The organism is Stenotrophomonas sp. SI-NJAU-1 (assembly GCF_020883215.1).
Lineage (GTDB): Bacteria > Pseudomonadota > Gammaproteobacteria > Xanthomonadales > Xanthomonadaceae > Stenotrophomonas > Stenotrophomonas indicatrix.
Genome location: NZ_CP086598.1, coordinates 3,354,720 through 3,379,671, shown reverse-complemented (window position 1 = coordinate 3,379,671; position 24,952 = coordinate 3,354,720). Strand labels below are relative to the sequence as shown.

General features: G+C 67.7%; 16 protein-coding genes. 8 read left to right on the top strand and 8 right to left on the bottom strand.

Features of this window, described 5'->3' with window-relative positions:
- The first annotated feature begins 66 nt into the window (after window positions 1-66).
- The gene (locus LMF57_RS15420; protein ID WP_117311141.1) at window positions 67-390 is read left to right on the top strand and encodes a zf-TFIIB domain-containing protein; all 324 of its coding nucleotides are present in this window, start codon (window positions 67-69) and stop codon (window positions 388-390) included.
- 107 nt (window positions 391-497) lie between these two features.
- Here the strand turns inward: LMF57_RS15420 and LMF57_RS15415 are convergent, their stop codons facing one another.
- The 6 genes from LMF57_RS15415 to LMF57_RS15390 all read right to left on the bottom strand — a co-directional run bounded on the left by LMF57_RS15415 (window position 498) and on the right by LMF57_RS15390 (window position 7,470).
- Entirely contained in the window at window positions 498-1,010 is a 513-nt protein-coding gene (locus LMF57_RS15415; protein WP_117311139.1) for a GNAT family N-acetyltransferase, read from the bottom strand.
- A gap of 81 nt (window positions 1,011-1,091) precedes the next feature.
- Window positions 1,092-2,051: a copper resistance protein B gene (locus LMF57_RS15410; RefSeq protein ID WP_229290163.1), complete on the bottom strand. Its 960-nt coding sequence runs from the start codon at window positions 2,049-2,051 to the stop codon at window positions 1,092-1,094.
- Complete coding sequence (locus LMF57_RS15405) at window positions 2,048-3,859, bottom strand: copper resistance system multicopper oxidase (protein ID WP_229290162.1); 1,812 nt, start codon at window positions 3,857-3,859, stop codon at window positions 2,048-2,050. Before LMF57_RS15405 ends, LMF57_RS15410 begins: the two co-directional genes overlap by 4 nt.
- Window positions 3,860-3,934: 75 nt before the next feature.
- A complete protein-coding gene (locus LMF57_RS15400) occupies window positions 3,935-4,321 on the bottom strand; it encodes a CopL family metal-binding regulatory protein (protein WP_229290161.1) in 387 nt (128 codons plus the stop codon).
- A 174-nt stretch (window positions 4,322-4,495) separates the two neighbouring features.
- Window positions 4,496-6,301, bottom strand: a complete 1,806-nt coding sequence (recQ, locus tag LMF57_RS15395; protein WP_229290160.1) for a DNA helicase RecQ — start codon at window positions 6,299-6,301, stop codon at window positions 4,496-4,498.
- A 620-nt stretch (window positions 6,302-6,921) separates the two neighbouring features.
- Window positions 6,922-7,470 (bottom strand): Dps family protein, encoded by a 549-nt coding sequence (locus tag LMF57_RS15390; protein WP_088100980.1) that lies wholly within the window; start codon window positions 7,468-7,470, stop codon window positions 6,922-6,924.
- A gap of 86 nt (window positions 7,471-7,556) precedes the next feature.
- Here LMF57_RS15390 and hrpA point away from each other — a divergent pair, with 86 nt between their 5' ends.
- Window positions 7,557-11,642 carry an ATP-dependent RNA helicase HrpA gene (hrpA, locus tag LMF57_RS15385; RefSeq protein WP_229290159.1) on the top strand — a complete coding sequence of 1,362 codons (4,086 nt, stop codon included), beginning with the start codon at window positions 7,557-7,559 and terminating at the stop codon, window positions 11,640-11,642.
- A gap of 138 nt (window positions 11,643-11,780) precedes the next feature.
- Here the strand turns inward: hrpA and LMF57_RS15380 are convergent, their stop codons facing one another.
- Complete coding sequence (locus LMF57_RS15380) at window positions 11,781-12,317, bottom strand: hypothetical protein (RefSeq protein ID WP_080150500.1); 537 nt, start codon at window positions 12,315-12,317, stop codon at window positions 11,781-11,783.
- A 130-nt stretch (window positions 12,318-12,447) separates the two neighbouring features.
- Between LMF57_RS15380 and LMF57_RS15375 the strand changes: the two genes are divergently transcribed.
- Both LMF57_RS15375 and LMF57_RS15370 read left to right on the top strand, forming a co-directional pair.
- Window positions 12,448-14,604, top strand: a complete 2,157-nt coding sequence (locus tag LMF57_RS15375) for a bifunctional (p)ppGpp synthetase/guanosine-3',5'-bis(diphosphate) 3'-pyrophosphohydrolase (protein ID WP_229290158.1) — start codon at window positions 12,448-12,450, stop codon at window positions 14,602-14,604.
- A 30-nt stretch (window positions 14,605-14,634) separates the two neighbouring features.
- On the top strand, window positions 14,635-16,200 hold the full coding sequence (locus LMF57_RS15370; RefSeq protein ID WP_229290157.1) for a hypothetical protein: 1,566 nt from the start codon (window positions 14,635-14,637) through the stop codon (window positions 16,198-16,200).
- On the opposite strand, the gene LMF57_RS15365 is transcribed toward LMF57_RS15370, so the two are convergent.
- A complete protein-coding gene (locus LMF57_RS15365) occupies window positions 16,197-18,296 on the bottom strand; it encodes a glycosyltransferase (RefSeq protein WP_208083317.1) in 2,100 nt (699 codons plus the stop codon). The two genes, LMF57_RS15370 and LMF57_RS15365, sit on opposite strands and share 4 nt — an antisense overlap.
- A gap of 95 nt (window positions 18,297-18,391) precedes the next feature.
- Between LMF57_RS15365 and mrcB the strand changes: the two genes are divergently transcribed.
- From mrcB to tsaB, 4 genes are all read left to right on the top strand, one after another.
- Window positions 18,392-20,833 (top strand): penicillin-binding protein 1B, encoded by a 2,442-nt coding sequence (gene mrcB, locus LMF57_RS15360; protein ID WP_229290156.1) that lies wholly within the window; start codon window positions 18,392-18,394, stop codon window positions 20,831-20,833.
- Complete coding sequence (locus LMF57_RS15355) at window positions 20,830-21,366, top strand: hypothetical protein (protein ID WP_229290155.1); 537 nt, start codon at window positions 20,830-20,832, stop codon at window positions 21,364-21,366. Before mrcB ends, LMF57_RS15355 begins: the two co-directional genes overlap by 4 nt.
- A 557-nt stretch (window positions 21,367-21,923) precedes the next feature.
- The gene (locus LMF57_RS15350) at window positions 21,924-23,972 is read left to right on the top strand and encodes an ATP-dependent DNA helicase (RefSeq protein ID WP_229290154.1); all 2,049 of its coding nucleotides are present in this window, start codon (window positions 21,924-21,926) and stop codon (window positions 23,970-23,972) included.
- Window positions 23,973-23,981: 9 nt separating this feature from the next.
- Window positions 23,982-24,695 (top strand): tRNA (adenosine(37)-N6)-threonylcarbamoyltransferase complex dimerization subunit type 1 TsaB, encoded by a 714-nt coding sequence (gene tsaB, locus LMF57_RS15345; protein ID WP_117311119.1) that lies wholly within the window; start codon window positions 23,982-23,984, stop codon window positions 24,693-24,695.
- The last annotated feature ends 257 nt before the right edge of the window (window positions 24,696-24,952 follow it).

Sequence of the window (24,952 nt, the reverse complement as noted above, 5' to 3'; positions counted from 1 at the left end):
CATGCGTTGCCGCACAGTCATCCGCAGACAGGTACAGTCGAGGCCAGACCGACAGGAGCAATGCGAATGCTGTGCCCCGTGTGCAAGACCCAGACCCTGCAGATGGCCGAGCGCCATGGCATCGAGATCGACTACTGCCCGAGCTGCCGTGGCGTATGGCTGGATCGTGGCGAACTCGACAAGATCATCGAGCGCGCCACTGACGGTGCAGGTGCCGCCATGCCGCCGCCAGCGCCCGCGCCTGTGCAACCGCAGGCCGCTCCGCCGCCGGTGATGCATCGCGACACCCGTCATCTCGGCCAGCGCCATGATGACAACCGTGGCCAGTACAGCCAGGGCTACAAGAAAAAGAAGAAGGAAAGCTTCCTGTCGGAGTTGTTCGACTTCTAGGTAGCAGCGTCGCGCCTTGCTCGACTTTGCTCTTTGGGGCGCGCCGACCAAGGTCGGCATCTACCAGGACAGGCGTCGAGCCTGGCTCGACGCTACAGGGACGCGGCTCAGGGCCGGCGCAGGATGAACTCGCGGTCGCGGCTGTCGCCGACGATGAAGTCATACTCGCCGGCCTTGCTGCAGCCGTAGCGCGCGTAGAAGCGCTGCGCGCCGAAGTTCTCTTCCCACACGCCCACCCACAGGGTGCGGCGCTGCGGCTGGTCCAGCCAGGTCATGAAGGCATCCATCAGGCGCGCGCCGTGGCCGCCGTTCTGGTGGCTGGCCAGGATGTACAGCCGCTTCAGTTCGATGTCGCCTTCGCGTGCTTCGGCATGCGGCAGGGTGTTGGCACCGGCGGCCAGATAGCCCACCACCGTCTCACCCTCCAGCAGCAGCCACACCGCGCTGCGCGGGTCGGACAGTTCCGCTCGCTGCGGCTCGGTGCCGTAGTGATCCTGCAGGAACGCGTGCAGATCCTGCGGCGGATAGGAATCGCCCCAGGTTTCGGTATAGGTCGCGATGGCGATCGCCGACAACGCGTCGACGTCGGCCAGGGTGGCGCGGCGGATATGCAACGACATGGTGCAGCCTGCAATGGAACGTGCGGCAGTGTAGCCGGCCCCGGCGGCTACCGGGGCTGGCTGCTGCTCATGATCGGCTGCTCAGAACCACATGCGGATGCCGGCGACCCAGCGTGTGTCGCGTGCATGGTCGCCGGCATAGTCGGCGGTATCGCCGAAAGTCCGTTCGTGGCTGATGCCGATGTACGGGGCGAAGCGGCGATTGAACTCGTAGCGCAGGCGCAGGCCGGCTTCGACCTTGTTGAGGCCGCGGCCGATGCCGTGCTCCGGTTCGTCCTTGCTGGCCACGGTCGCTTCCAGCAGGGGCTGCAGGATCAACCGGTTGGTCAACAGCACGTCGTATTCGATCTCGGCCTTGGCCATCAACTGGCCACCGGAACCGGCATACAGCGTGGCCGAGCTTTCGAATTTGTACGGCGCCAAGCCCTGGATGCCGATCGCCGCCCAGGTGCGTGAATCGGCGGGGCGGAAGTCCTGGCGTACACCGACCAGCACGTCCCACCACGGCGAAATTGCACGCCCGTACAGCGCTTCCACGCCTGATGATTCCGTGCGGCCCTCGCTGCGTTCGCCATCGGTGCGCAGCCACAGACGGTTGATGTTGCCGCCAATCCAGCCGCTGGCCTCCCAGGCCTGGCCGTTGCCGTTCTTTCCATCCCAGTGCTCCAGGCGATCGATCAGCAGCAGGCTGTGGATCTCCGGGGCGTGCTCCATCGCACCATGCGCGATGGGGGGGAACGCGGCCGCACGATCAGCATCGGTGGGGACAGGTATCGGCTCGCGCGGCTGCGTCGGCGCGGGTGTGTCGTGGCCCATTGTCGAGTGATCCATCGCGCCATGGTCCATCTTCGAATGGTCCATCGCACCGTGATCCATCTTCGAATGGTCCATCTTCGAATGATCCACGTCGGCCGCTGGTGTGGCATCGGCAGGAGGCGCGTGTGCGGTCATGTCATGGCCGGCATGGGACTGCGCGAATGCGGGCAGCGCGGCCAACAGGCCGAGGGTCAACAGGCTTGGGGCAAGCAGGGAACGGCTCATTCTTCGATCCTCACTTCGCGCATCATGCCTGCTTCCATGTGGTACAGCAGGTGGCAGTGGTAGGCCCATCGGCCGAGGGCATCGGCGCGTACGCGATAGGTGCGGCGTGTACCGGGCGGCATGTCGATGGTGTGCTTGCGCACCTGGAATTCACCCTGCGCGTTTTCCAGGTCGCTCCATACGCCATGCAGGTGGATCGGGTGCTGCATCATGGTGTCGTTGACCAGCACGATGCGCATGCGCTCGCCGTAGTTCAGGCGCAGCGGTTCGGCGCCGGCGAAGGGAATGCCGTCGAACGACCAGGAGAACTTTTCCATGTGGCCGGTCAGGTGCAGCTCGATCTCGCGGCCGGGCTCGCGGCCATCGGGGTCTTCGAACAGGCTGCGCATCGCACCATAGGTCAGCACCTGGCGGCCGTTGTCGCGCAGGCCGATGCCGGGGTCGTCCAGCTTGGGCTCGGTGGCCGAACTCTGCATGTCCACCAGCGGATTGTTGCGCTCGCTGGCCGGATGCTTTGGCGCTTTGCTGGCGGTCTCGCCGCCGCCATGTGCGCCGTGGCCCATGCTGGCACCGCAGCCGCCTTCCATGCCCTTCATTGCTGCCATGTCGTGGCCGCCGTGGCTACCGCCGCCCATGTCATGACCCATGTCGCTCATCGTCAGCAACGGGCGCGGATCGCGCGCGGGAATCGGTGCCTGCAGCCCATGGCGCACGGCGAGGGTGCCGGCGGCATAACCCGTGCGGCCCATGTCCTGGCAGAAGATTGTGAAGGCATCCTGGCCGCTGGGTTCCACCAGTACGTCGTAGGTTTCGGCCGGGGCGATGCGGAACTCGTCGATGCTGACCGGATGGATGTACTGGCCGTCGGCGGCGACCACGGTCATCTTCAGGCCGGGAATGCGCACGTCGAAGTAGGTCATCGACGCACCGTTGATGAAACGCAGCAGCACCTTTTCGCCACTGCGGAACAGCCCGGTCCAGTTGCCGGCCGGCGCGGTCCCGTTCATCAGGTAGGTGTAGGTGTGCGCGTTGATGTCGGAGATGTCGCTGGGCGTCATCCGCATCCGGCCCCACATGCCGCGGTCGGACAGCGCGGCCGACCAGCCATCGCGACGGGCGTCGCGCAGGAAGTCGGGCAGGGTGCGCTTGTAGTAGTTGTCGTGCTCGGCGAGCTTCTTCATGCGCCGGAACAACGCGCCGGGATCCATGTCGGTCCAGTCGGACAGCATGATCACGTGCTCGCGGTCATGCCGGTACGGCGCCGGTTCGGCCGGGTCGATGATCAGCGCGCCGTACAGCCCCGCCTGTTCCTGGAACAGCGAATGGCTGTGATACCAGTAGGTGCCGGACTGCTTGAGGTCGAAGTGGTAGTGGTAGGTCTCGCCAGGGCCGATGCCGTTGAAGCTCAGGCCCGGCACGCCATCCATGTTGGCCGGCAGCAGGATGCCGTGCCAGTGGATCGAAGTAGGGTGCTGGCCGAGCGTGTTGCGCACGAACAGGTCCACGGTCTGGCCTTCGCGCCAGCGCAGGATCGGTGCCGGCAGCGATCCGTTGACGGTGATCGCCGGGCGGGTGCGGCCGGTGAAGTTGGCCAGCGACTCGCCGATCGCCAGTTCGACGCGGGTATCGCTGATGACCGAAGGTGCGCCGGCCAGGCGTGGCGTGGCAGAAGCGGCGGCGAGCGCGCGCTGCGGGATGCCGGCCGCGGCGATGCCGGCGACCACGCCGCCAGCGGCGATGCCCTGTACGAAAAGACGGCGCGACGGCATGGGCACAGCGCCCGGGCCGGGAGGAATACGGGTACTCATGGTGGTGACTCCAAACACGGAAAGACGCCAGCGCAGGGCCGGCTTCAGTGCGCAGCGCGCACGAGGCGTGTTGGATCAGCCGATGGGAGGGCGTGAGATCGGCGGCAGCGGCGGTGCCGGGCGGCCATTGGCAGGCATCGGCTGCGGGGTCAGGGAAAGACCGGGACTGGTCAGGACAGGCAGTGCCTGCACCGCCAGCAGCGGGTGCTGGGCGCAGCTGCGCACGCAGTCCTTGATCTGGCAGTGTGCGTCGTGCGCGGGGGCCTTAGCCTGCGGCGCCTCGTCGGCCGTCATGCCGGCGTGGTGGTGGCAGTCGGCGTCGCCTTCATCGGTCATCGCCGAGGCCATCGCATGGGCCATGCGGCCCATGTCCTCGTGCCCGCTGGCCATGGCCGCGTTCAGCCCATTGAGCAACAGGCTGAGCATGAGCACGACACGGAGCAGGGTCGAGGCGAGGGACATGGCGCTAATCTAGCGGCAAGTGAGCGGACATGCACATCCGGCTGAACGGGTGGTTCAAGGTTTGAGCCGGGCAAGGGTGCGCAATCGCGCAGCCTGGTAGCGCCGGGCCATGCCCGGCGAGCGTGAAGCGCGGTCGATATGCGGGCCGCCGGGCATGGCCCGGCACTACCGGGGTCACCCCTCTTCGCGCACGATCTCGACCAACCTCGGGCCATAGCGGCTGAGCTTGGTGCCGCCGATGCCACCGACCCGGGCCAGTTCGTCCAGCGAGGTCGGGCGCTGTTCGGCGATGTTGCGCAGGGTGCTGTCGTGGAAGATCACGAAGGCCGGCACGTTCTGCTCGCGCGCCAGCTCGGCGCGCAGGCCGCGCAGCGCATTGAACAGGGCCAGGTCCTGCGGCAGCACCGACAGGCCGGTGCGTTGCGCGCTGCGTTCGCGCCCGGCGCTGGCACTGACCGCATCGCGGCGCATGCTGATCTGGCGGCGACCGGTCAGCACATCGCGGCTGGCATCGGTCAGGCGCAGGCCACCGTGGCCCTCGCTGTCCACTTCCAGCAGGCTGGCGGCCACCAGCTGGCGGAACACGCTGCGCCAGGTACGCGCGTCCAGGTCGCGGCCGATGGCGTAGGTGCTCAGCTTGTCGTGGCCCTGCTGCTTGACCTTCTCGTTCTCGCTGCCGCGCAGGACGTCGATCAGGTGTCCGACGCCGAAGCGCTGGCCACTGCGGTATACACAGCTCAACGCCTTCTGCGCGGGGATGGTGGCATCCCAGGCCGCCGGCGGGGTCAGGCAGTTGTCGCAATTGCCGCAGGGCTTGGGATAGGTCTCGCCGAAACCGGCCAGCAGCACCTGCCGGCGGCACTGCATCGATTCGCAGTACCCCAGCAGGTGGTCGAGCTTGGACCGCTCCAGCTGCTTGCGCTCCTCGCTGGCCTCGGACTGCTCGATCATCTGCTTGAGCAGCACCACATCGCCCAGGCCGTAGCAGAGCCAGGCCTCGGCGGCTTCGCCATCGCGACCGGCGCGGCCGGTTTCCTGGTAGTAGCCTTCCATCGACTTGGGCAGGTCGGTATGGGCGACGAAGCGTACGTCCGGCTTGTCGATGCCCATGCCGAAGGCGATGGTCGCGCACATGACGATGCCGTCCTCGCGCAGGAAACGGCGCTGGTTGTTGGCACGCACTTCCGCGGGCAGGCCGGCGTGGTAGGGCAGGGCATTGAACCCCTGCGTGCACAGGAACTCGGCGGTTTCCTCCACCTTGCGCCGTGACATGCAGTAGACGATGCCGGCCTCGCTGCGATGGCTGCGCAGGAAATCGCCCAGCTGCTTGCGGGCGTTGTCCTTCTGCACCACGGTGTAGCGGATGTTGGGGCGGTCGAAGGAGCTGACGAAGTGACGTGCTTCGGCCAGGTCCAGGCGCTCGGCGATCTCGCGCTGGGTGGGCGGGTCGGCGGTGGCGGTCAGGGCGATCCGCGGAATCTCCGGCCAGCGCTCGTGCAGGACGGTCAGCTGCCGGTATTCGGGGCGGAAGTCGTGGCCCCATTGCGACACGCAATGGGCTTCGTCGATGGCGAACAGGGCGATCCGGCTGCGCGACAGCAGCGACAGGAAGCGGCCGGTCAGCAGGCGCTCGGGAGCGACATAGAGCATGTCGAGCTCACCGGCGAGCAGTTCGCGTTCGACCCGGCCGGCCGTTTCGGCGTCCAGGGTCGAGTTCAGGAATTCGGCGCGCACGCCGAGCTGGCGCAGGGCTTCGACCTGGTCCTGCATCAGCGCGATCAGCGGCGAGATGACGATGCCACAGCCGTCACGCAGCAGGGCGGGCACCTGGTAGCACAGTGATTTGCCGCCGCCGGTAGGCATCAGCACCAGGGCATCGTGACCGGCAGCCACATGCTCCACGATGTCCTGCTGCGGACCACGGAAATCGTCGTAACCAAAGACGCGGCGGAGCAGGTCGTGCGCAGGACGGGAAGCCATCCAGCTAGTTTACCCCGGCAGGGGTTCGGCCGGGTTGCACCCGGCGCCTGCTGTAGTGCCGGCCGCTGGCGGGCAACCCTGGCAACAGCAACAGCAACAGCAACAGCCGGCTCTGGGGTGATCCGTGGTTTGGCGGGGCGGTGTGGGCTTGCAGGACACGCCGTAAACCCGTCCATGGGGGCTCGATGGCGCCATCCATGGCGCCAACGGTCCTGCAAGCCCACACCGCCCCGCCCCCGACAGATTTCCGGTGACGGTTGGTAGATCCACGCCATGCGTGGATGAAATCTGTCAGATATCGACAACCCCAAGAGCTGGCCCGGCAGATCGCGGAGGTCTGTCGAAGGCGGGGTGGGTTCGGTGGCAGGGGTGTCCGCGGCATGGGCCCGAGGCATGCCTCGGGCGGGTTGGGCAGGACGCCCAACCCCGGTCTTGCCGTGTGCGCAGGACAGCGCACACGAGCAAGCCGCGGCCAAGCCCCCATGGACGGGTTTACGGCGTCCCCTGCCACCGGACCCACTCCGCCTACCCACAGGAAGTCAGCTTCTGCTCTGGCTCTGGCCTTGGCTTCAAGGCCTCTGCAGGTGCAGGGCGCAGCCCTGCCGAACCACCCAAAACCCTTACTGGAGCAGCGAGCGCAGCATCCACGCGTATTTCTCGTGGGTCTGCAGGCGCTGGGTCATCAGATCCTCGGTCGGAGCATCGTCGCCCTTGGCAGCCACATCCAGCACTTCACGTGCCGTACGGCATACCGCTTCGTTGGCGACCACCAACTGGCGTACCATTTCACGCCAGTCCGCACTGTCGGTCAGGCCCGGCTCCTCGACGATCGAGGTCAGCGCAGCAAATTCCCGGTAGGAGCCCGGGGCATTGAAGCCCAGTGCGCGGATGCGCTCGGCCACGTCGTCCAGTGCCGCCCACTGCTCGGTGTACTGCGTCTCGAACATGGTGTGCAGCGAGTTGAACATCGACCCGGTGACATTCCAGTGGAAGTTGTGGGTCTTCAGATAAAGCGTGAACGCATCGGCCTGGAACCGCGCCAATCCGTCGGCGATCTTCTTGCGGTCGCCCTGGGTGATCCCGATATCGATGTTGGGGGCCGACGGCGCGGAAGCCGCAAGCTTCTGCTTGCCGGTCTTGGGCTTGGTCGTGCTCTTGGTCTTCGCCATGGGGTTCCTCCTTGTGGAATCGTTGGCCTTCACAATAAATCAGTCGTGATGACTGGTCGCCTTCAAAGTTTTAAACGAACCGATTGATGAACGCTATCGACAAAATGCCGCAGTCCCGCCAGCGCCAACAGCGTGCCGCCATCGACGGCGCCATGAGCCGCGACCGTGGACGATTGCTGGGAATGCTCTCGCGTTGCCAGGCCAAGCCACAGGATGCGGCGTTGGCCGCCAGTTTCGAGCAGGCCTTGCAGGTTTCGGTGCAGCGCCGGCAGGCGCGGGCGCAACAACAGCCGGCCATTACTCTGGACCCACAGCTGCCGATTGCGCGTGAAGCCGAGACCATCACCCAGTTGATCCGCGACCATCAGGTGGTGGTGATCGCCGGTGAAACCGGCTCGGGCAAGACCACCCAGCTACCGAAGCTGTGCCTGGCCGCCGGCCGTGGCCAGGCCGGCATGATCGGCTGCACGCAGCCACGCCGGATCGCCGCGCGTGCGGTGGCCAGCCGTGTCGCGCAGGAACTGCAGAGCGAGCTGGGCCAGCTGGTGGGCTACCAGGTGCGCTTCAACGACAAGGTCGGCGAAGACACCCGCATCAAGTTCATGACCGACGGCATCCTGCTGGCCGAAATCGCCAGTGATCGCTGGCTGTCGAACTACGACACGATCATCGTCGACGAAGCGCACGAACGCAGCCTCAACATCGACTTCCTGCTTGGCTATCTCAAGCAGCTGCTGCGCAAGCGCCCGGACCTGAAGCTGATCGTCACGTCGGCGACCATCGACACCGAGCGCTTCGCCCAGCATTTCGACAACGCGCCGGTGATCAGCGTCGAAGGCCGTACCTATCCGGTCGAGGTGCGCTACCGCGCGCTGGAAGGCGAGGGCGAAGACCAGGGCGAACGCACGGTCAACGATGCGATCGTTGCGGCCATCGACGAAATCACCCGCCTGGATTCCCGTGGCGACGTGCTGATCTTCCTGCCGGGCGAGCGTGAGATCCGCGATGCACACCAGTCACTGGAGCGGCGCAAGTACCGCAATACCGAAGTGCTGCCGCTGTACGCGCGGCTGTCCAACCAGGACCAGGACCGGGTGTTCAACCCCGGCCCGAACCGGCGCATCGTGCTGGCCACCAACGTGGCCGAGACCTCGTTGACGGTGCCGCGCATCCGTTATGTGGTCGACCCCGGTTTCGCCCGCGTCAAGCGTTACAGCCCGCGCAACAAGCTGGACCGACTGCACATCGAGCCGATCTCGCAGGCCAGTGCCAACCAGCGCAAGGGCCGCTGTGGCCGCGTGGCCGAGGGCATCTGCTATCGCCTGTATGCCGAGGCCGATTTCCAGGCACGGGCGGAGTTCACCGATCCGGAAATCCGTCGTTCCAGCCTGGCCGGGGTGATCCTGCGCATGCTGCAGCTTGGCCTGGGCCGCATCGAGGACTTCCCGTTCCTTGAGGCGCCGGATGAGCGGGCCGTCGCTGATGGTTGGCAGCATCTGACCGAGCTGGGGGCGATCGACAGCGAGCGCCACCTGACCGCGATCGGCAAGCAGATGGCGCGCCTGCCGGTGGACGTGAAACTGGCGCGCATGCTGGTGGCGGCGCAGGCGGCAGGCTGCCTGCGACCGATGCTGGTGATCGCCTCGTTCCTGGGCATCCAGGACCCGCGCGAGCGGCCGCCCGAGGCGCGTGGCGCCGCCGACAACGCACACGCGCAGTTCGCTGACGGCCGCTCCGAGTTCGTCGGTGTGCTGCGCCTGTGGGATGCCTATCGCCAGTCCCATGAGGATCTGACCCAGTCCAAGCTGCGCGACTGGTGCGGCCGCCACTTCCTCGGCTTCCTGCGCATGCGGGAATGGCGCGAGCTGCATCGGCAGCTGCGCCTGCTGTGCGAGGAACTGGGCTGGAAGGAAGAGGCCAACGAGGCATCGATGGCCCCGCTGCTGGCCGGCAGCAGTGCGCCGGCTCCGGCGCGCGATGATGCTGCTGCGGTGAAGGCGACCCGTGGCCAGCTGCACCGTGCCGCGCGCCTGGCCCGCGAGGGCAAGGCCGAAACGGCGCCCGCGCCGGTCGCCGCCCGTGCGCAGAAGGACCAGGCGCCCGACGGCGGTGGTTACAGCGAACGCGTTCGCGCCACGGCTTACCAGACCCTGCATCGGGCGTTGGTGGCGGGCCTGCCCACGCAGATCGGCCATCGCAGCGAGAAGGGTGATTTCCAGGCGCCGCGCCAACGCCGTTTCCTGCCGTTCCCCGGTTCGACGCTGTCCAAGCGGCCGCCACCGTGGCTGCTGGCCGCCAACCTGCTGGATACGCAGAAGGTGTGGGGCATGACCCTGGCGGCGATCGAGCCGGACTGGGTTATTGCCGAACTGCCGCACCTGCTGCTGCGCAAGCACTTCGACCCGCACTGGTCGCGTGCGCAGGGCCAGGTGCTGGCCTCCGAGCAGATCAGCCTGTTCGGGCTGGTGCTGGCACCGAAAAAACCGGTGCATTACGGCCGCATCAACGCCGGCGAGGCGCATGACATCTTCGTGCGCCAGGCACTGGTGACCGGTGAGATCAACACCCGCGCCAGCTTCGTGGCCGACAACCAGAAGGTGCTGGAGCAGGCGCGCGAGGAAGAAGCCAAGCTGCGCCGTGCCGGCATTGTTGCCGACGAGGACTGGCAGGCACGCTGGTACCTGGACCGGGTGCCGCCGCAGATCCACTCCGCGTCCGGGCTGGATGCGTGGTGGAAGGCGCTGCCGCCGGAACAGCGCAAGGGCCTGCACTGGTCGTTGATGGATCTGCTGCCGGGCGAAGGCAGCGAGCAGGAGCGCTACCCGAAGTACCTGGCGCTGGGCCAGGCGCGGTTGCCGCTGCACTACCGCTTCGAACCGGGCGCCGACGATGACGGCGTGACCCTGGACGTGCCGCTGCATCTGCTCAATGCACTGGATGCAGTGCAGTTGGGCTGGCTGGCACCGGGTTTCGTTGCCGACAAGGCGGCGGCCTTGATCCGCAGCCTGCCCAAGGCAATGCGGCGCAACTACGTGCCGGCACCGGATTTCGCGCGCGCGTTCTACGAGGCCTTCCCGCAGCCCAGCGCGGACGCAATCACCGGCGAGCTGGCGCGTTTCCTGTCCCGTGCAACGGGGGCAACCGTGGCCGCTACCGATTTCGATCCCGCTTCAATCGAACCGCACCTGCACATGAACCTGCGCCTGCGCGATGAGCAGGGCAAGGTGCTGGCAACCTCGCGCGACCTCGATGTGCTGCGTGCGAAGTTCGGTGGCCGTGCCGGCGATGCGTTCGCCGCACGTGCCGGGCGCGAGATGGCGGCCGATGGCCTGCGCACGTTCCCGGCCTCGCCGATTCCGCTGCAGGTACCGGGCGAGGCCGGCGTGCCGGCCTATCCCGCGCTGAAGGATGAGGGTGACAGCGTTGCACTGCGCATCTTTGCTGATCGCCAACAGGCCGAAGAAGTACACCCGCTCGGCGTGCGGCGACTGCTGGAGATCGGCCTGGGCGAGAAGATCAAGCAGGCACGCAAGCAGTTGCCGGTGGCGGCGAAGACCGGGCTGCTGTACGCCTCGATCGAAACCCAGGAACGCCTGCGTGGCGATCTGGTCGATGCAGCGCTGAATGCCGTGCTGGCCGACGGCCTGGGCGATATCCGCGATGCGGCGGCATTCGAGCAGCGTCGCGAGCACGCCGCAAAAACGCTGTTCGGCGAGGCCATGCAGCGGTTGAAGCTGGCCGAGTCGATCCTTGCCCTGGTGGCCGAGTTGAAGCCGATGCTGGAGGCGCCGTTGATGGGCTGGGCGCGCGGCAATCTGGATGACATGGAAGCGCAGCTGGTTGGGCTGATCCATCCCGGCTTCCTGCGCGACACGCCGGCCGATGCCCTGGCGCAGTACCCGCGCTACCTGAAAGCGATGATCCTGCGCACCGAACGCGCCAAGCGCGATCCCCCGCGTGACCAGGCGCGCATGCTGGAACTGCACCCGTTCCTGGAGGCATTGCAGGTGGGCGAGCAGCAGGGCCTGCGCGAGCGGCCGCAGTGGCAGGCCTTGCGCTGGGATCTGGAGGAGCTGAGGGTTTCGTTGTTCGCCCAGGAGCTGGGCGCACGCACCGGCGTTTCGGCGAAGAAACTGGCGCAGCGGGTGACCGCACTGCGCCAGGCCTCGTAATCCTTGGGCTGGCCCCGCCGGGCACTCGCCGGCGGGGTCAAGCGGAATGGCATCCACGCATGGCGTGGATCTACAGCGGGTCATCGCACGGCGGGTTTCTGCCGCGCGAGAAATCAGCGCGACCGCCTGGCAGCGCCGTTACTTGGTGCGGCGCACCTTGGGCTGGGTGTTCACGCCTTCGACCTTCAGGTACCACACGCCCATCACTCCGGGGCTGATGCTGACCTTCGGCGACTGCTTGCGTACGCCGGAAATCGAGGTGGCATCGGTCTGTTCCCACTGCTGGCCATTGTCCAGCACGTAGATCCGGCCCTTGCCGAAACCGCGGAACTCGCCCTGCAGCACGCCGCTGATCGGCTCGTTGCTGCCGAAATCGAAGAAGCCGCGGTTCTTCACGATCACTTCCTGGCGGCCTTCCTCGCGCGCTTCTTCGCGCACCGCAGCGACGGCCTCGGTGGTGGCGGCTTCAACCTTGCCCTGCAGCCAGCGGTTCAGCGTGGCCAGCTCGGCGGCATTGAGCTTGTCCAGGCCTGCGGCCTTGAATTCGGCCGGTGACATCTGCTGCTGCAGGTCACCCTGCACCACGCGCTGGGCCAGCGCGGGCGCCGACAGGGACAGCAGCACGGCGGCACAGGCCAGCAGGCGAGGGCGGAAAGGCAGGGTGATCGAAGGCATGGCGGAACTCTCCGGTGGATGTCGGCGAGTGTAGCGGCATGTCCACATTCCCGGCGATGCTGGCCGCGGCGATTGTTCCTGAACGGCTGCGGCGCTAGTGTAGGGGCTTCTGTCTTGCCTGCTCGATGCTGTGAACCGCGCTTCCGTCCCCGGCCTGGATGCCTTGTTGAACCGCCCCTCGGCAGCCGTGCTGCCGGCTCCGCTGCGCCAGGCCCTGCGCGGGCATTGGGAAGCGCCGGACTGCGACCCGCAGATGCGTGCCAGCTGGTCGGTGCTGGGCGATACCCTGGACGCGCTGGCGATGCTCTCGGCAGACGAGGGCGCCGTGGTGGCGGCCCTGCTGTTCGATCTGCCGGGCCTGCGCACCCATCTCGACGCACTGCCGCTGGGCAGCCACAAAGCGGCGGTGATCGGCCTGCTTGATGGACAGGATGCGGCCGATCCCGTGTGGGCCCTGCATGCCGGGCGCGAGGCGGGCCGCAACAGCGAAGGCCTGCGCCGGTTGCTGCTGGCGATCATCCGCGACCTGCGGGTGGTACCGATCCTGCTGGCCCGGCAACTGGCGCGCATGCGCGCGGCCGACAAGCTCGATGAGGAGCAGCGCCGCGCGCTGGCCCAGTTGACCCGCGACATCCATGCGCCGCTGGCCAACCGGCTCGGCATCTGGCAGCTGAAGTGGGAACTGGAAGACCTGGCCTTCCGCCACCTGGAGCCGGAAACCTACCGGCGCATCGCGCGTGAGGTCGACGAAACCCGCATCGCCCGCGAACGCTACGTCGAGAACGTGAAGAAGGTGCTGTCGCGCGAACTGGGCGTGCAGGGCATCCGCGCCGAGGTCAGCGGCCGGCCCAAGCACATCTACAGCATCTGGCGGAAGATGCAGAAGAAGCGCCTGGCTTTCGACCAGCTGTATGACATCCGTGCGGTACGGGTGATGGTCGACGACGTGGCTGCCTGCTACGCCGCGCTCGGCGTGGTGCATGCGCTGTGGGCGCCGGTGCCGAGCGAGTTCGACGATTACATCGCCCGGCCCAAGGCCAACGATTACCGCTCGCTGCACACGGCGGTGGTTGGCCCGGAAGGGCGCACCATCGAAGTGCAGATCCGCACCCACGACATGCACGCGCAGGCCGAGCTGGGCGTGGCCGCGCACTGGAAGTACAAGGAAGGCGGCAAGGGCGCGGAGAAGTCGTTCGATCGCAAGATCACCTGGATGCGGCAGCTGCTGGAGCAGGCGCAGGACGGGCAGGGCAATGAACTGGCCGGGGCGCTTGATGCCGAGCTGACCGAAGACCGTGTCTACGCGCTGACCCCGAAGGACGAGGTGCTGGACCTGCCGCAGGGCGCAACACCGCTGGATTTTGCCTATCAGGTGCACACCATGGTCGGACACCGCTGCCGTGGGGCCAAGGTCAACGGCCGCATCGTGCCGTTGACCTACCGCCTGCGCAGCGGGGATCGCGTCGAGATCCTCACCGGCAAGGAGGCCGACCCGCGCCGCGACTGGCTGATGCCGGCCAACGGCTTCCTGGCCAGCAACCGCTCGCGTGAGAAGGTCCGCAGCTGGTTCCACAAGCTGGACCGTGCGCGCAACGTGCAGGCGGGGCGCGAGCTGCTGGAGCGCGAACTGAAGCGGCTGGGCCTGCAGCATTCGGACCTGTCTGCGGCGGCGAAGAAGTTCCACGCCGACAGCGTCGACGACCTGTACATCCAGGTTGCCTTGGGCGATACCGGCCCCAACCAGGTCAGCCGTTCGCTGCTGGAAGCCGAGCGTGCGGCCAGCCAGCCGGCGCCGACGTCGACCTTGCCGCGGCCGACCGCGCGCCGCGAGAACCTGGGCAAGTCCAAGTTCACCGTGCAGGGCGTGGGCAACCTGCTGGTGCAGCTGGCGCGCTGCTGCCAGCCGGTGGCGGGCGAACCGATTGTCGGCTACCTGACCCGTAGCCGTGGTGTCACGGTCCATCGGGCAGACTGTGTGGCACTGGCACGGCTGGCTGCGACCAGCCCGCAGCGGATCCTGCCGGTGGAATGGGGCCAGGCCGGCGGTGGCTATGAAGTGGACGTGGTGGTCGACGCGGTCGACCGCCGCTGGCTGCTGAAGGACATCACCAACCTGATCGCACAGGAAGACGCCTACGTGCTGGACATCCACAGCGACAACGTCCGCAACAGTGGCCGCGCGCATCTGCGCCTGCGGTTGAAGGTCAGCGACTACGGCCAGTTGTCGAATCTGCTGGGCAAGCTCGATGCGTTGCCGGGCGTGAGCGAGGCGCGTCGTCTGGGCTGAGCTTCACGCTGCCCCGGCTACCCTGCACGCATGGAACGCGAGCCCCCGCATCGCTCACACGGCGCCGCACATCCGGCGCTGGATCGCGTTCGCCGTGAAAGCCGCTGGTGGTGGCTGCAGGCGCGCCACGCACGACGGGTGTGGCGTTGGGCACTGCTGGCTGCCGCAGCCGTGTTCGTGCTGCTGGTACTGGTGCGCAAACCGCTGGCGGACTGGTTCTGGGATGAGCCACAGATAGAACAGCTGCTGGCCGAGGGCGATCGCGCACTGAGCGAAGGACGCCTGACCGCGGCCGACGGCAGCGGCGCGCGAGAACGCTATCAGGCGGTACTGGCCCTGGATGGCGACCGTCCGCAGGCACGACAGGGCCTGGCCCGCACCGGTGCGGCAGCGCTGCAGCACTCACGCGAGCGGCTGCGGGCGGGTGACCTGGACGGCTGCGCGCAGGCGCTGGCGTTGGCGCGTGAGCTGCAGGTGCCGCGTGCCGAGGCAGATGCGGTGGCCCAGCAGCTGCAGGCGCGTCGTCGCGCCGGTGCTGGCATCGGTGCATTGCTTGCGCAGGCCCGCAATGCCTTTGCAGCGGGGCGGCTGGATGACGGCGACAGCAGCGCGCTGCCGTTGTTCCAGCGCGTGCTGGCACTGCAGCCGGACAACCTGCCTGCACTGGAGGGGCGCGAGGATGCATTGAGCGATCTGCTGCAGCAGGCGCGTGCACAGGCGGGGCGCGGCGAACTGGCCACGGCGGCAGCGATCCTGCAGCGTGCACGCCAGTTCGATCCAGGTCATTCCGAACTTCCTGCCAGCCAGGAAGCGCTGGCCCGTGCAATCGACCAGCGCCTGCAGCAGGGGCAGCGTGCGCTCAAACGGCAGCAGCTCGAGACGGCTGCCGATAGCTTCCAGGCCGTGCTGGCGGTCACCGCCGACGATCCCACGGCATTGCGTGGGCGCGAGCAGGTCGTGCAGGCGTTGCTGGCGCGCAGCCAGAAGCGGGCCGACGACTTCCAGTTCGAGGCGGCCGACAAGGACGCCGCGCTGGCCGCGGGGCTGGGTGCCTCGCAGGCAGCGCAGCAGCAGCTGGCACAGCGCCTGCAGCGTGCGCGGCAGGCGCGACAGTCGTTGCAGCAGCCGTGCATCAGCGCGGCCCAGCGCGAGCGCCAGCTGCGCGATAGGTTGCGCCAGATCGACCGCGCCGAGCGCGCCGGACAGTGGATCAGCCCTCCCGGTCACAGCGCCTTTGATGCGCTGCGCGAAGCGCAGGCACTGGCGCCGCGCGACAGCCGGGTCAAGGCAGCGGCAGCGCGTCTGCTGCCCGCCAGCCGGTCCTGTTTTGATGACAACCTGCGGCAGAACCGGGTGCAGGCTGCGGGCGCCTGCCTGCAGGCCTGGCAGACCCTGGCGCCGACCGCCACAGGGTTGCCCGATGCGCGTGCCCGCCTGGCACAACGCTGGCTGGCGATCGGCAGCGAACGGCTGGGTCGCGGTGATGTGGAGTTTGCCGCCTCAGCCGTGGAGCAGGTGCGGCGGTTGCAGCCGGATCTGGCCGAGCTTGCCGCGTTCGAGGACCGCCTGCGGCACGCAGGCGGCCACATCGACTAGTCGAGGAACACCCGCTGCACGGTTGCCGATGCGGCATCCAGCGAGAAGTGCTCGGCCACGTTGGCCAGGCCAGCGGCGGCCAGCTGCTGCCACAGCACAGGGTCCTGGTACAGGCGGACCACCGCATCGGCAAAGCCCGCTGCATCGTCGGCCACCAGCACGTCCTGGCCGGCACGCAGGTGCATGCCTTCCACCGCGCAGGTGGTGCCGACCACGGGCTGACCATGGGCCATGCTGAGGTTGATCTTGCCCTTCACGCCGGCGCCGAAACGCAGCGGCGCGATGGCGATGCGGGCACCGTCCATGTACGGAACGATGTCTTCGACGAAGCCATGCATCACCACGCCCGGCTGGGCAGCAGCCAGGTCAAGCAGCGTGTCCGGTGCGCCGGCACCGATGCAATGCAGGCGCACCTGCGGCAGTGCTGCGCGGATGTGCGGGAACACGTCGCCGATGAACCACTCCATCGCGTCCAGGTTCGGCGGATGGCGGAAGCCGCCGACGAACACCAGGTCGTGGCGCTGTGCGAACGGCGCACCCGTGCCGGCGACTTCATGCAGGTTGGAAATCAGTTCCACCCGGACCTGGGGGGCATCGGCCTGCAGCTGTTCGCGCTCGGCGGCGCTGACCAGCACGGTGATGTCGCACTGGTCCATCACTGCCAGTTCGCTGGCGCGGGTGCGTTCGGCGTTGCGCAGCAGGCCAGCATCGCCGGCCACTTCCGCACCCCGGCGTTCGCGCAGGTAGTGCAGGTCGACGGTGTCGAACACGGTGCGCGCCTGCGGCGCATAGCGCTCAAGCAGCGGCAGGCATTCATTGGCGACATGATGGCGCACCATCATCACCACGTTGAAACGGGGGCCGTGGCTGCGCAGCCAGCCTGCGACACCGTCCAGGAAGGGCGCATACCAGACTTCCACGCCCATCCGCTGCAGGGCTTCGGTCGCCACACCGCCGTGTTCGCGCCGGGTGGGCACGAACACCACGTGGGCGCCGCCCTGCAGCAGCAGCCGGATCAGGTTGACCTGGCGCAGCGAGCCGGAGTCACGCTCCGGGCGCGGTACCTCCTCATCGAGGATCAGCACCTGACGGCGGCCGCGCAGCAGCAGCGCCGGCGAGGGCACGTCGCCGACCTTCGGATGGGAGGCCAGTTCAGCGGCCCATCTGGCTGCGAAAATTCCCTGGTTGCGTACCTGGTAGGCCTTCACACCGCTGCCGGTATCGGTGCCGTTGCTGGTGCCTTCATCGTGGATCACCCGGCTGGCCGGTTGCACCAGCACCCGCAGGCCCTGCGCACGCACGCGGAAGGCCAGGTCGGTGTCTTCGTAGTAGGCGGGCTTGTAGCGGGTGTCGAAGCCGCCCAGCTGCTGCCACAGGGCACGTGGCAGCATCAGCGCAGCGCCGGAGCAGTAGTCGACGTCGCGCAGGCTGGCAAAGCGCGGATCATCGGCCGCTTCGAAACGGCCGTAGCTCCAGCCGCTGCCATCGCTGAAGATCACCCCGCCCGATTCCTGCAGGCGGCCGTCGGGGTACAGCAGCTGGCTGCCGACCAGGCCGGCATCGGCGACGGTCGCAAAGGTGTCCAGCAATGCTTCCAGCCAGCCCGGCTGCGGCACGGTATCGTTGTTGAGCAGCACCACATGGCGGCCGCGCGTGCGCGACACGCCATCGTTGCAGGCCTCGATGAAACCACCGTTGTGCTCGCGCACTTCGTAGCGCAGGCCACTGATCTGCGGCATCCACTGCACCGTTGCGTCGCTGCTGCCGTCGTCCACCACCAGGATTTCGCAGGCCACCGACGGCGGGTGCGCGGCCAGGGCGCGCAGGCAGGCCAGGGTATGGTCGACGTGGTTGTAGACCGGAATGACGATGCTGACGTCCGGGGTATCGCTGGTGGGCACCGCAAAGGGAGCGAACGGTTGTGCCGGTGGCAGGTACAGCGGCTTGCGCGGTGCCGGCACCGCGCGCTGGGCGTGCACCCGGATCCGCTGCCAGGTGGCCCGCCAGCCGCGGGTACGCAGGCTGGCCAGGCTGCGGCGGGCCAGGCCGGTCAGGCGATTGATCAGGTAGCGGATTTCGGCCAGGGACATCGCCATCCGGTTGCAACTCCAGCTTAAGCAGGGGGGCCGGGAGAATTCGCCTGCCGCAGCGGCTGGGGTAGACTCGCCAGACCCTACATTGTCGCATTCCCGTGCCCCGACGCTACGATTCAGACGATATCGACGATTTCGACGACGACGACCAGCAGGACGCCGGTCCGCTCTGGCGCCGCCGGCTGATCACCTGGAGCATGGCGGCGGTCGCGTTGGGATTGGGTTTCCTGATCCCCTATACGCTGTACCTGAACCAGCAGGTGACGCAACGCTTCGGTGAACTGCGCTGGCAGATCCCGACGCGCGTCTATGCACGCCCGCTGGTGCTGATGCCCGGCAAGGCGATGGATGCGGCCACCCTGAAGACCGAGCTGGCCGCCTCGGCCTATCGCGATGATGGCCAGGGCAAGGATCCGGCAACCTATGCGGTGCAGGGCGGCCGCTTCGTCATCTCCAGCCGCGGCTACAACGATGTCGATGGCCACGTTGCTGCGCGCCGGGTCGAGCTGTCGCTGTCCGGCGGCAGCATCGCCTCGCTGCGCGACGCCGACAGCCGCAAGGCGCTGAAGGCGGCCCGCATGGATCCTGCGCGCATTGCCACGCTGTATGGGCAGAAGCAGGAAGAACGCCGCCTGATCCGCATGAACGAGGCGCCCGACCTGTTGGTCACTGGCCTGCAGGCGGTCGAGGACAAGGACTTCAACCGCCATCACGGCATCGATCTGTCCGGTATCGCGCGCGCGGTCTGGGTGACCGTCCGCTCCGGTGGGCAGAGCCGCCAGGGCGCGTCCACCCTGACCCAGCAGCTGGCCCGCAGCGGCCTGCTGGGAATCGGCAAGGAACAGACCGTCACCCGCAAGTTCAACGAGGTGCTGTACGCGCTGATCATGGAAGCGCGCTATGACAAGCGCACCATCTTCGAGGCGTACCTCAACCAGGTGTATCTGGGCCAGCGTGGCAGCCAGGCGATCCACGGCATGTCCTCCGGCGCCGAGTTCTGGTTCGGCCGCGATCTGTCCTCGCTGGAAACCGAGCAGATCGCGCTGCTGATCGGCCTGGTCAAGGGGCCGTCGTACTACGATCCGCGGCGCAATCCCGAGCGCGCGCTGGACCGTCGCAACTTCGTGCTGGGCAAACTGCACGAGGCAACCCTGATCGATGATGCCGAGTACCAGCGTGCGTTGAAGGCGCCGTTGGGCGTGCCCAAGACCCCGGGCCTGGTGGCAGCCAACCGCTTCCCGGCCTACGTCGACCTTGTGCGTCGCCAGCTTGCCCACGACTATCCGGAATCGGCCCTGCAGGGCGCCGGCCTGAGCGTGATGAGCGGCATGTCGCCGTCCGCGCAGGCTTATGCCGAAGGTGCGGTCACGCGCACCATCAAGTCGCTGGAAAGCAAGCGTCGCCCCGAGCTGCAGGCCGGCCTGGTGATGACCGACGTGCACAACGGTGACGTGGTGGCGGTGATCGGCAGCCGCGACGTGTCCGAGGTCGGTTTCAACCGCGCCATCGAGGCGCAGCGACCGGTCGGTTCACTGCTCAAGCCGTTCGTGTACCTGCTGGCACTGGCGCAGCCGGACCGCTATTCGCTGGCCACCTGGGTCGACGATTCACCGGTGACGGTGCAGCTCGGCCGCGGCCGCAACTGGAACCCCGGCAATGCGGACAACCGCAGCCACGGCACCGTGCGCCTGATCGACGCACTGGCCCACTCCTACAACCAGGCGACGGTACGGGTGGGCATGCAGGTCGGCCCGGAACGGGTGACCCAGCTGATCCACGTGCTGGCTGGCATCAAGGCCGAGGCGAACCCGGCGGTGATCCTCGGCTCGACCGACCAGAGCCCGTACGCGATGGCGCAGCTGTACCAGTTCCTGGCATCGGGCGGCGAGATCCAGCCGCTGCACGCGGTGCGTGGCGTCCTTGATCCGCAGGGCAAGCTGCTCAAGCGCTACGACAAGACCCCGGCACCGGCACAGGAAGGTGACTCGATCGCCGCCAACCTGATCAGCATCGGCCTGCAGCAGGTGGTGGCCAGTGGTACCGCGCAGCGTTTGAACGCCGATGGCCTGGGCCGCCTGCAGCCGGCCGGCAAGACCGGCACCACCAACGATGGCCGCGACAGCTGGTATGCCGGTTACACCGGCGATCACCTGGCGGTGATCTGGATGGGCAATGACCAGAACGAACAGGCCGGCCTGTATGGCGCCACCGGCGCGATGCGGGTGTGGTCGGGCATCTTCCAGCGCCTGCCGACAGCGCCGTTGAAGGTGAGCAACAAGGGCCTGGACTGGCAGCCGGTTGCGGCCACCGGTACCAACAGCACCGATGAAGGGTGCCCGGGCGCACGCCGCTTCCCGTTCGTGGTGGGCTATGCGCCTGCGTATGAACCGTGCGCACCGGCGGCCTCGCCGGACGCTCAGGAGAGTACGGAAGGCGAGGGCGGCGGCTGGCGCAGCTGGTTCGGCCTTGACCGTAAGCCTGAACCCGCCGCTGAACCTGCCGCAGCACCCGCTGCAGCGACTCCTCCTCCAAGCCGATGATGCCGATGACTATCCGTTCGCTGTTCCAGCCCCTGGTCCTGAGTGGTCTCAGCCTGGCCCTGGCGGCCTGCGTGAGCAGCGCGCCGCAGGTGGTCAAGCCGGTGGACACCACCACGCCTGCACAGCGGCTGGCAGCCGTGGAAGCCGCAGCCGGCCCGGATGACAAGGAACTGTCGGTGCAGCCACTGCGCGATTCCCAGGTTGAGGATCTGCGGCAGACAGCGCTGAGCCAGCGCAAGGCCAATGATCTGGCTGGCGCGGTCGGCAGCCTGGACCAGGCGTTGCAGATCGTGGCCGGTGATCCGTCGGTATTGCAGGAACGCGCGGAACTGGCGCTGCTGCAGGGCCAGTGGGCGGAGGCGGAGAAATTCGCACGCAAGGCTGTGGATCTAGGCTCGAAGACGGGGCCGTTGTGCCGCCGGCACTGGGCGACGATCGAGCAGGCCCGCCTGGCGCGGGGCGAGAAGGAGAATGCGGTGTCCGCGCACGCGCAGATTGAAGGCTGCACGGTGCCGGGGATCAAGCGGTACTGAGGTATTCCACTCCATCGGGCGCAGCCCCCTCTGCGGCGCGCGCGCACTGATGGATGCGGGTGATGGGCCGGGTGGGTGGGGCGTGCAGGACACGCCGTAAACCCATCCATGGGGGCTCGATGGCGCCATCCATGGCGCCAACGGTCCTGCACGCCCCACCCTCCCGGCCCGCCATACATCGCGTGGGCCGCAGGCAAGAACAAAATCAAAATCAAAAGCGGGTCGCGCGCTGCGCGCGCTCGCTGCCATTTCTTTTCTTCTTTCCCGGTTACTCCCACTGCTTCTGAACTGCCAGTCGAGCAAGCTCGACCCTACGCAGCGCGTCCCTCCGTCACCAGGAAACTGTCGAAGGCGGGGGACTGTGGGGTTGCGGGGTGTCCGCGGCATGGATGCCGCGGCCAAGCCCCCAAGGACGGGTTTACGGCGTCCCCGCAACCCCACAGTCCCCCGCCAGTCCCCAGTACAACCCAGAGCCATGAACAGCGCTGTTGCCGTTGCTTGTGCCCCGGCCTGAAACGGGTGCCGGGCAACGCCCGGCCGGGTATCCTTTCCACCTGATGTCCGACCTTGTCCATGCCAGCCGCGAAGCCCTCAGCGAAGGCGGCGCGCTCGCCTCCCATCTGGATGCGTTCGTTCCGCGTCCTGCGCAGCTGCGCCTGACCGAGGCCATTGCCGCGTCGATGCAGCAGCGCGACCTGCTGCTCGCCGAAGCCGGTACCGGCACCGGCAAGACCTTTGCCTATCTGGTGCCGGTGCTGCTGTCCGGAATGCGCACCATCATTTCCACCGGCACGCGCGCGCTGCAGGACCAGCTCTACCACCGTGACCTGCCGCGCGTGCGCCAGGCGCTGGGCGTCGGCGGGCGCAGCGCGCTGCTGAAGGGACGCAGCAACTACCTGTGCCGCTACCGCCTGCAGCAGGCACGCGGCGAGCCTCGCTTCTCCAGCCCGGAACAGGCGGCACAGTTCCAGCGCATCCTGGCCTGGTCCGGCCGCTCGGAATCGGGCGATATCGCCGAACTCGATGGCCTGGCCGACGACTCGCCGCTGCTGCCGATGGTCACCTCCACCGTCGACAACTGCCTGGGCAACGAGTGTCCGTTCTGGGATGACTGCTTCGTCGTGCGGGCCCGCCAGCGTGCCCAGGCCGCCGACCTGGTCGTGGTCAACCACCACCTGCTGCTGGCCGACCTGGCACTGAAGCAGGAGGGCTTCGGTGAACTGCTGCCCGGTGCGCAGGCCTTCGTCATCGACGAGGCCCATCAGCTGCCCGAACTGGCCGCGCAGTTCTTCGGCGAAGGCTTCGGCATGCGCCCCTGGCAGGAACTGGGCCGTGACTGCCTTGTTGAAGCGCGCGGCGTGGGTGGCGCACAGTCTGCACTGCAGGAACCGGTCGATCATCTGCAGCAGGCATTGTCTGCACTGCGTGCTGCGATGGAGGGGCTGCCCGCGCGTGGCACCCAATGGCGCGCACTGGCAATGCCGCAGGTACGCGAGGGTTTCGATGCGGTGATGTCCAGCCTGGTGGTGCTGGAGCAGGCATTGCAACCGCTGCGCGAAGCCGCTGCTGGCCTCGATGCCTGCCATGCGCGGGCACGTGAGGCGATTTCGCGGCTGGGCCGTTGGCTGGGGGATGAAGAACCCGCGCTCGACTTCGATGCCGATCCGGCAGAAGCGACCGCTACCGCTGCTGACGTGCTCTGGTATGAATTGACCGCGCGCGGTTTCCGCTGCCAGCGCACGCCGATGGATGTGTCCGCGCCGCTGCGCGAACATCGCGAGCGCAGCCATGCCGCATGGATCTTCACTTCCGCCACGCTGACCGTTGGCGGTGGCTTCGAGCACATCGCCACGCGCCTGGGCCTGGATGATCCGCAGACGCTGGTGCAGCCCAGCCCGTTCAACTGGCCCGAGCAGGCACTGTGCTACCTGCCTGAAGGCCTGCCGGATCCGGCTGCGCGCGGTTTCGGAACCGCGCTGATCCAGGTGCTGCGTCCGGTGCTGCAGGCGTCGCAGGGCAGGGCATTCCTGTTGTTTGCTTCGCATCGTGCGCTGCGCGAGGCGGCCGAGGCGCTGCGTGATGGGCCCTGGCCGCTGTTCGTGCAGGGCGAAGCGCCGCGCGCGACCCTGCTGCAGCGTTTCCGCGAATCCGGCAATGGCGTGCTGCTGGGCTCGGCCAGCTTCCGCGAGGGCGTGGATGTGGTCGGCGAGGCATTGAGCGTGGTGGTGATCGACAAGCTGCCCTTCGCCACGCCCGATGATCCGGTGTACGAAGCGCGGCTGGATGCCATACGCACCCAGGGCGGCAATCCCTTCCGCGACGAGCAGTTGCCGCAGGCGGTGATTGCCCTGAAGCAGGGCGTTGGCCGCCTGATCCGCAGCGAGACCGACCGTGGCGTGCTGGTGCTGTGCGACCCGCGCCTGCTCAACCGGGGTTATGGCAAGGTCTTCCTGCAGTCGCTGCCGCCGTTCCGGCGAACCCGGGCCCTGGCCGATGTGCAGGCCTTCTTTGCGCCACAATGGGCGCCCGTGGCGGATGCCGCTGCCCCGACCGCCGCCGTGGCGGGGCCGGAGCCGGCTCCCGGCGCCACGTTCCCCCTGTTCTGACCCGATCCGATGAAACTGCTCGCCTTTGAAACCGCCACCGAAGCCTGTTCCGTAGCCCTGCATGTCGATGGGCAGGTACGGGAACGCTTCGAGATCGCCCCCCGCCGGCATGCCGAACTGAGCCTGCCGTGGGCGGAGGAGCTGCTGGCCGAGGCCGGCATCAGCCGCCGCCAGCTGGACGGTATCGCGCTCAGCCGTGGTCCCGGTGCGTTCACCGGTGTGCGCCTGGCGATCGCGTTGGCGCAGGGCATCGCGCTGGCGCTGGATCGGCCGTTGCTGCCGGTGTCGACGCTGCAGGTGCTGGCGCTGCGCGCGCCGGTGGAAGAGAAGCAGATCCTGTCGGCGATCGATGCGCGGATGGGCGAGTTGTACGTGGCACGCTTCGAGCGCGTGGATGGACTGCCGGTGGCGCGGGATGCCGAGCGCGTGTGCGTGCCGGCGGCGGTGTCGTTGCCGGAAGCTGCGTCCGTCTACGGCGTCGGCACCGGGTTTGCCGCGGCCGAGGGCGCGCTGGTCGCGCAGCTGGGTGCTGGCCTGCGCCGCTTCGATGCAACGGCGCTGCCACGTGCAGCGGATGTGCTGGCACTGGCGGTACCGGCGTTCGCACGCGGCGAAGGCATTGCGCCGGAGAAGGTCGAGCCGGCGTACCTGCGGGACAACGTGGCGCTGACGCTGGTCGAGCAGCAGGCGGCGCGGGATGCCAAGGCGAAGGCCAACGGCTGAGCCCCTCGTGGCGGGTGGTGGGTCGCTGAAAGCACAAGCCGTGGGTTGGCCGGGCGGGTGGGATGCGCAGGGCACGCCGTGAATACGTCCATGTAGTCTCGGGCGCGCCATCCATGGCGCTTACGCCCCTGCGCAGCCCACCCGCCCGGCCACGGACAGTTTCCGTGCGCGTTCGCCACGGAAAATCAAAAAAAAATCAAATTCAAAAGCCGGTCGCTTCGCTCGCATCCACGCATCGCGTGGATCTACCGTGCAGG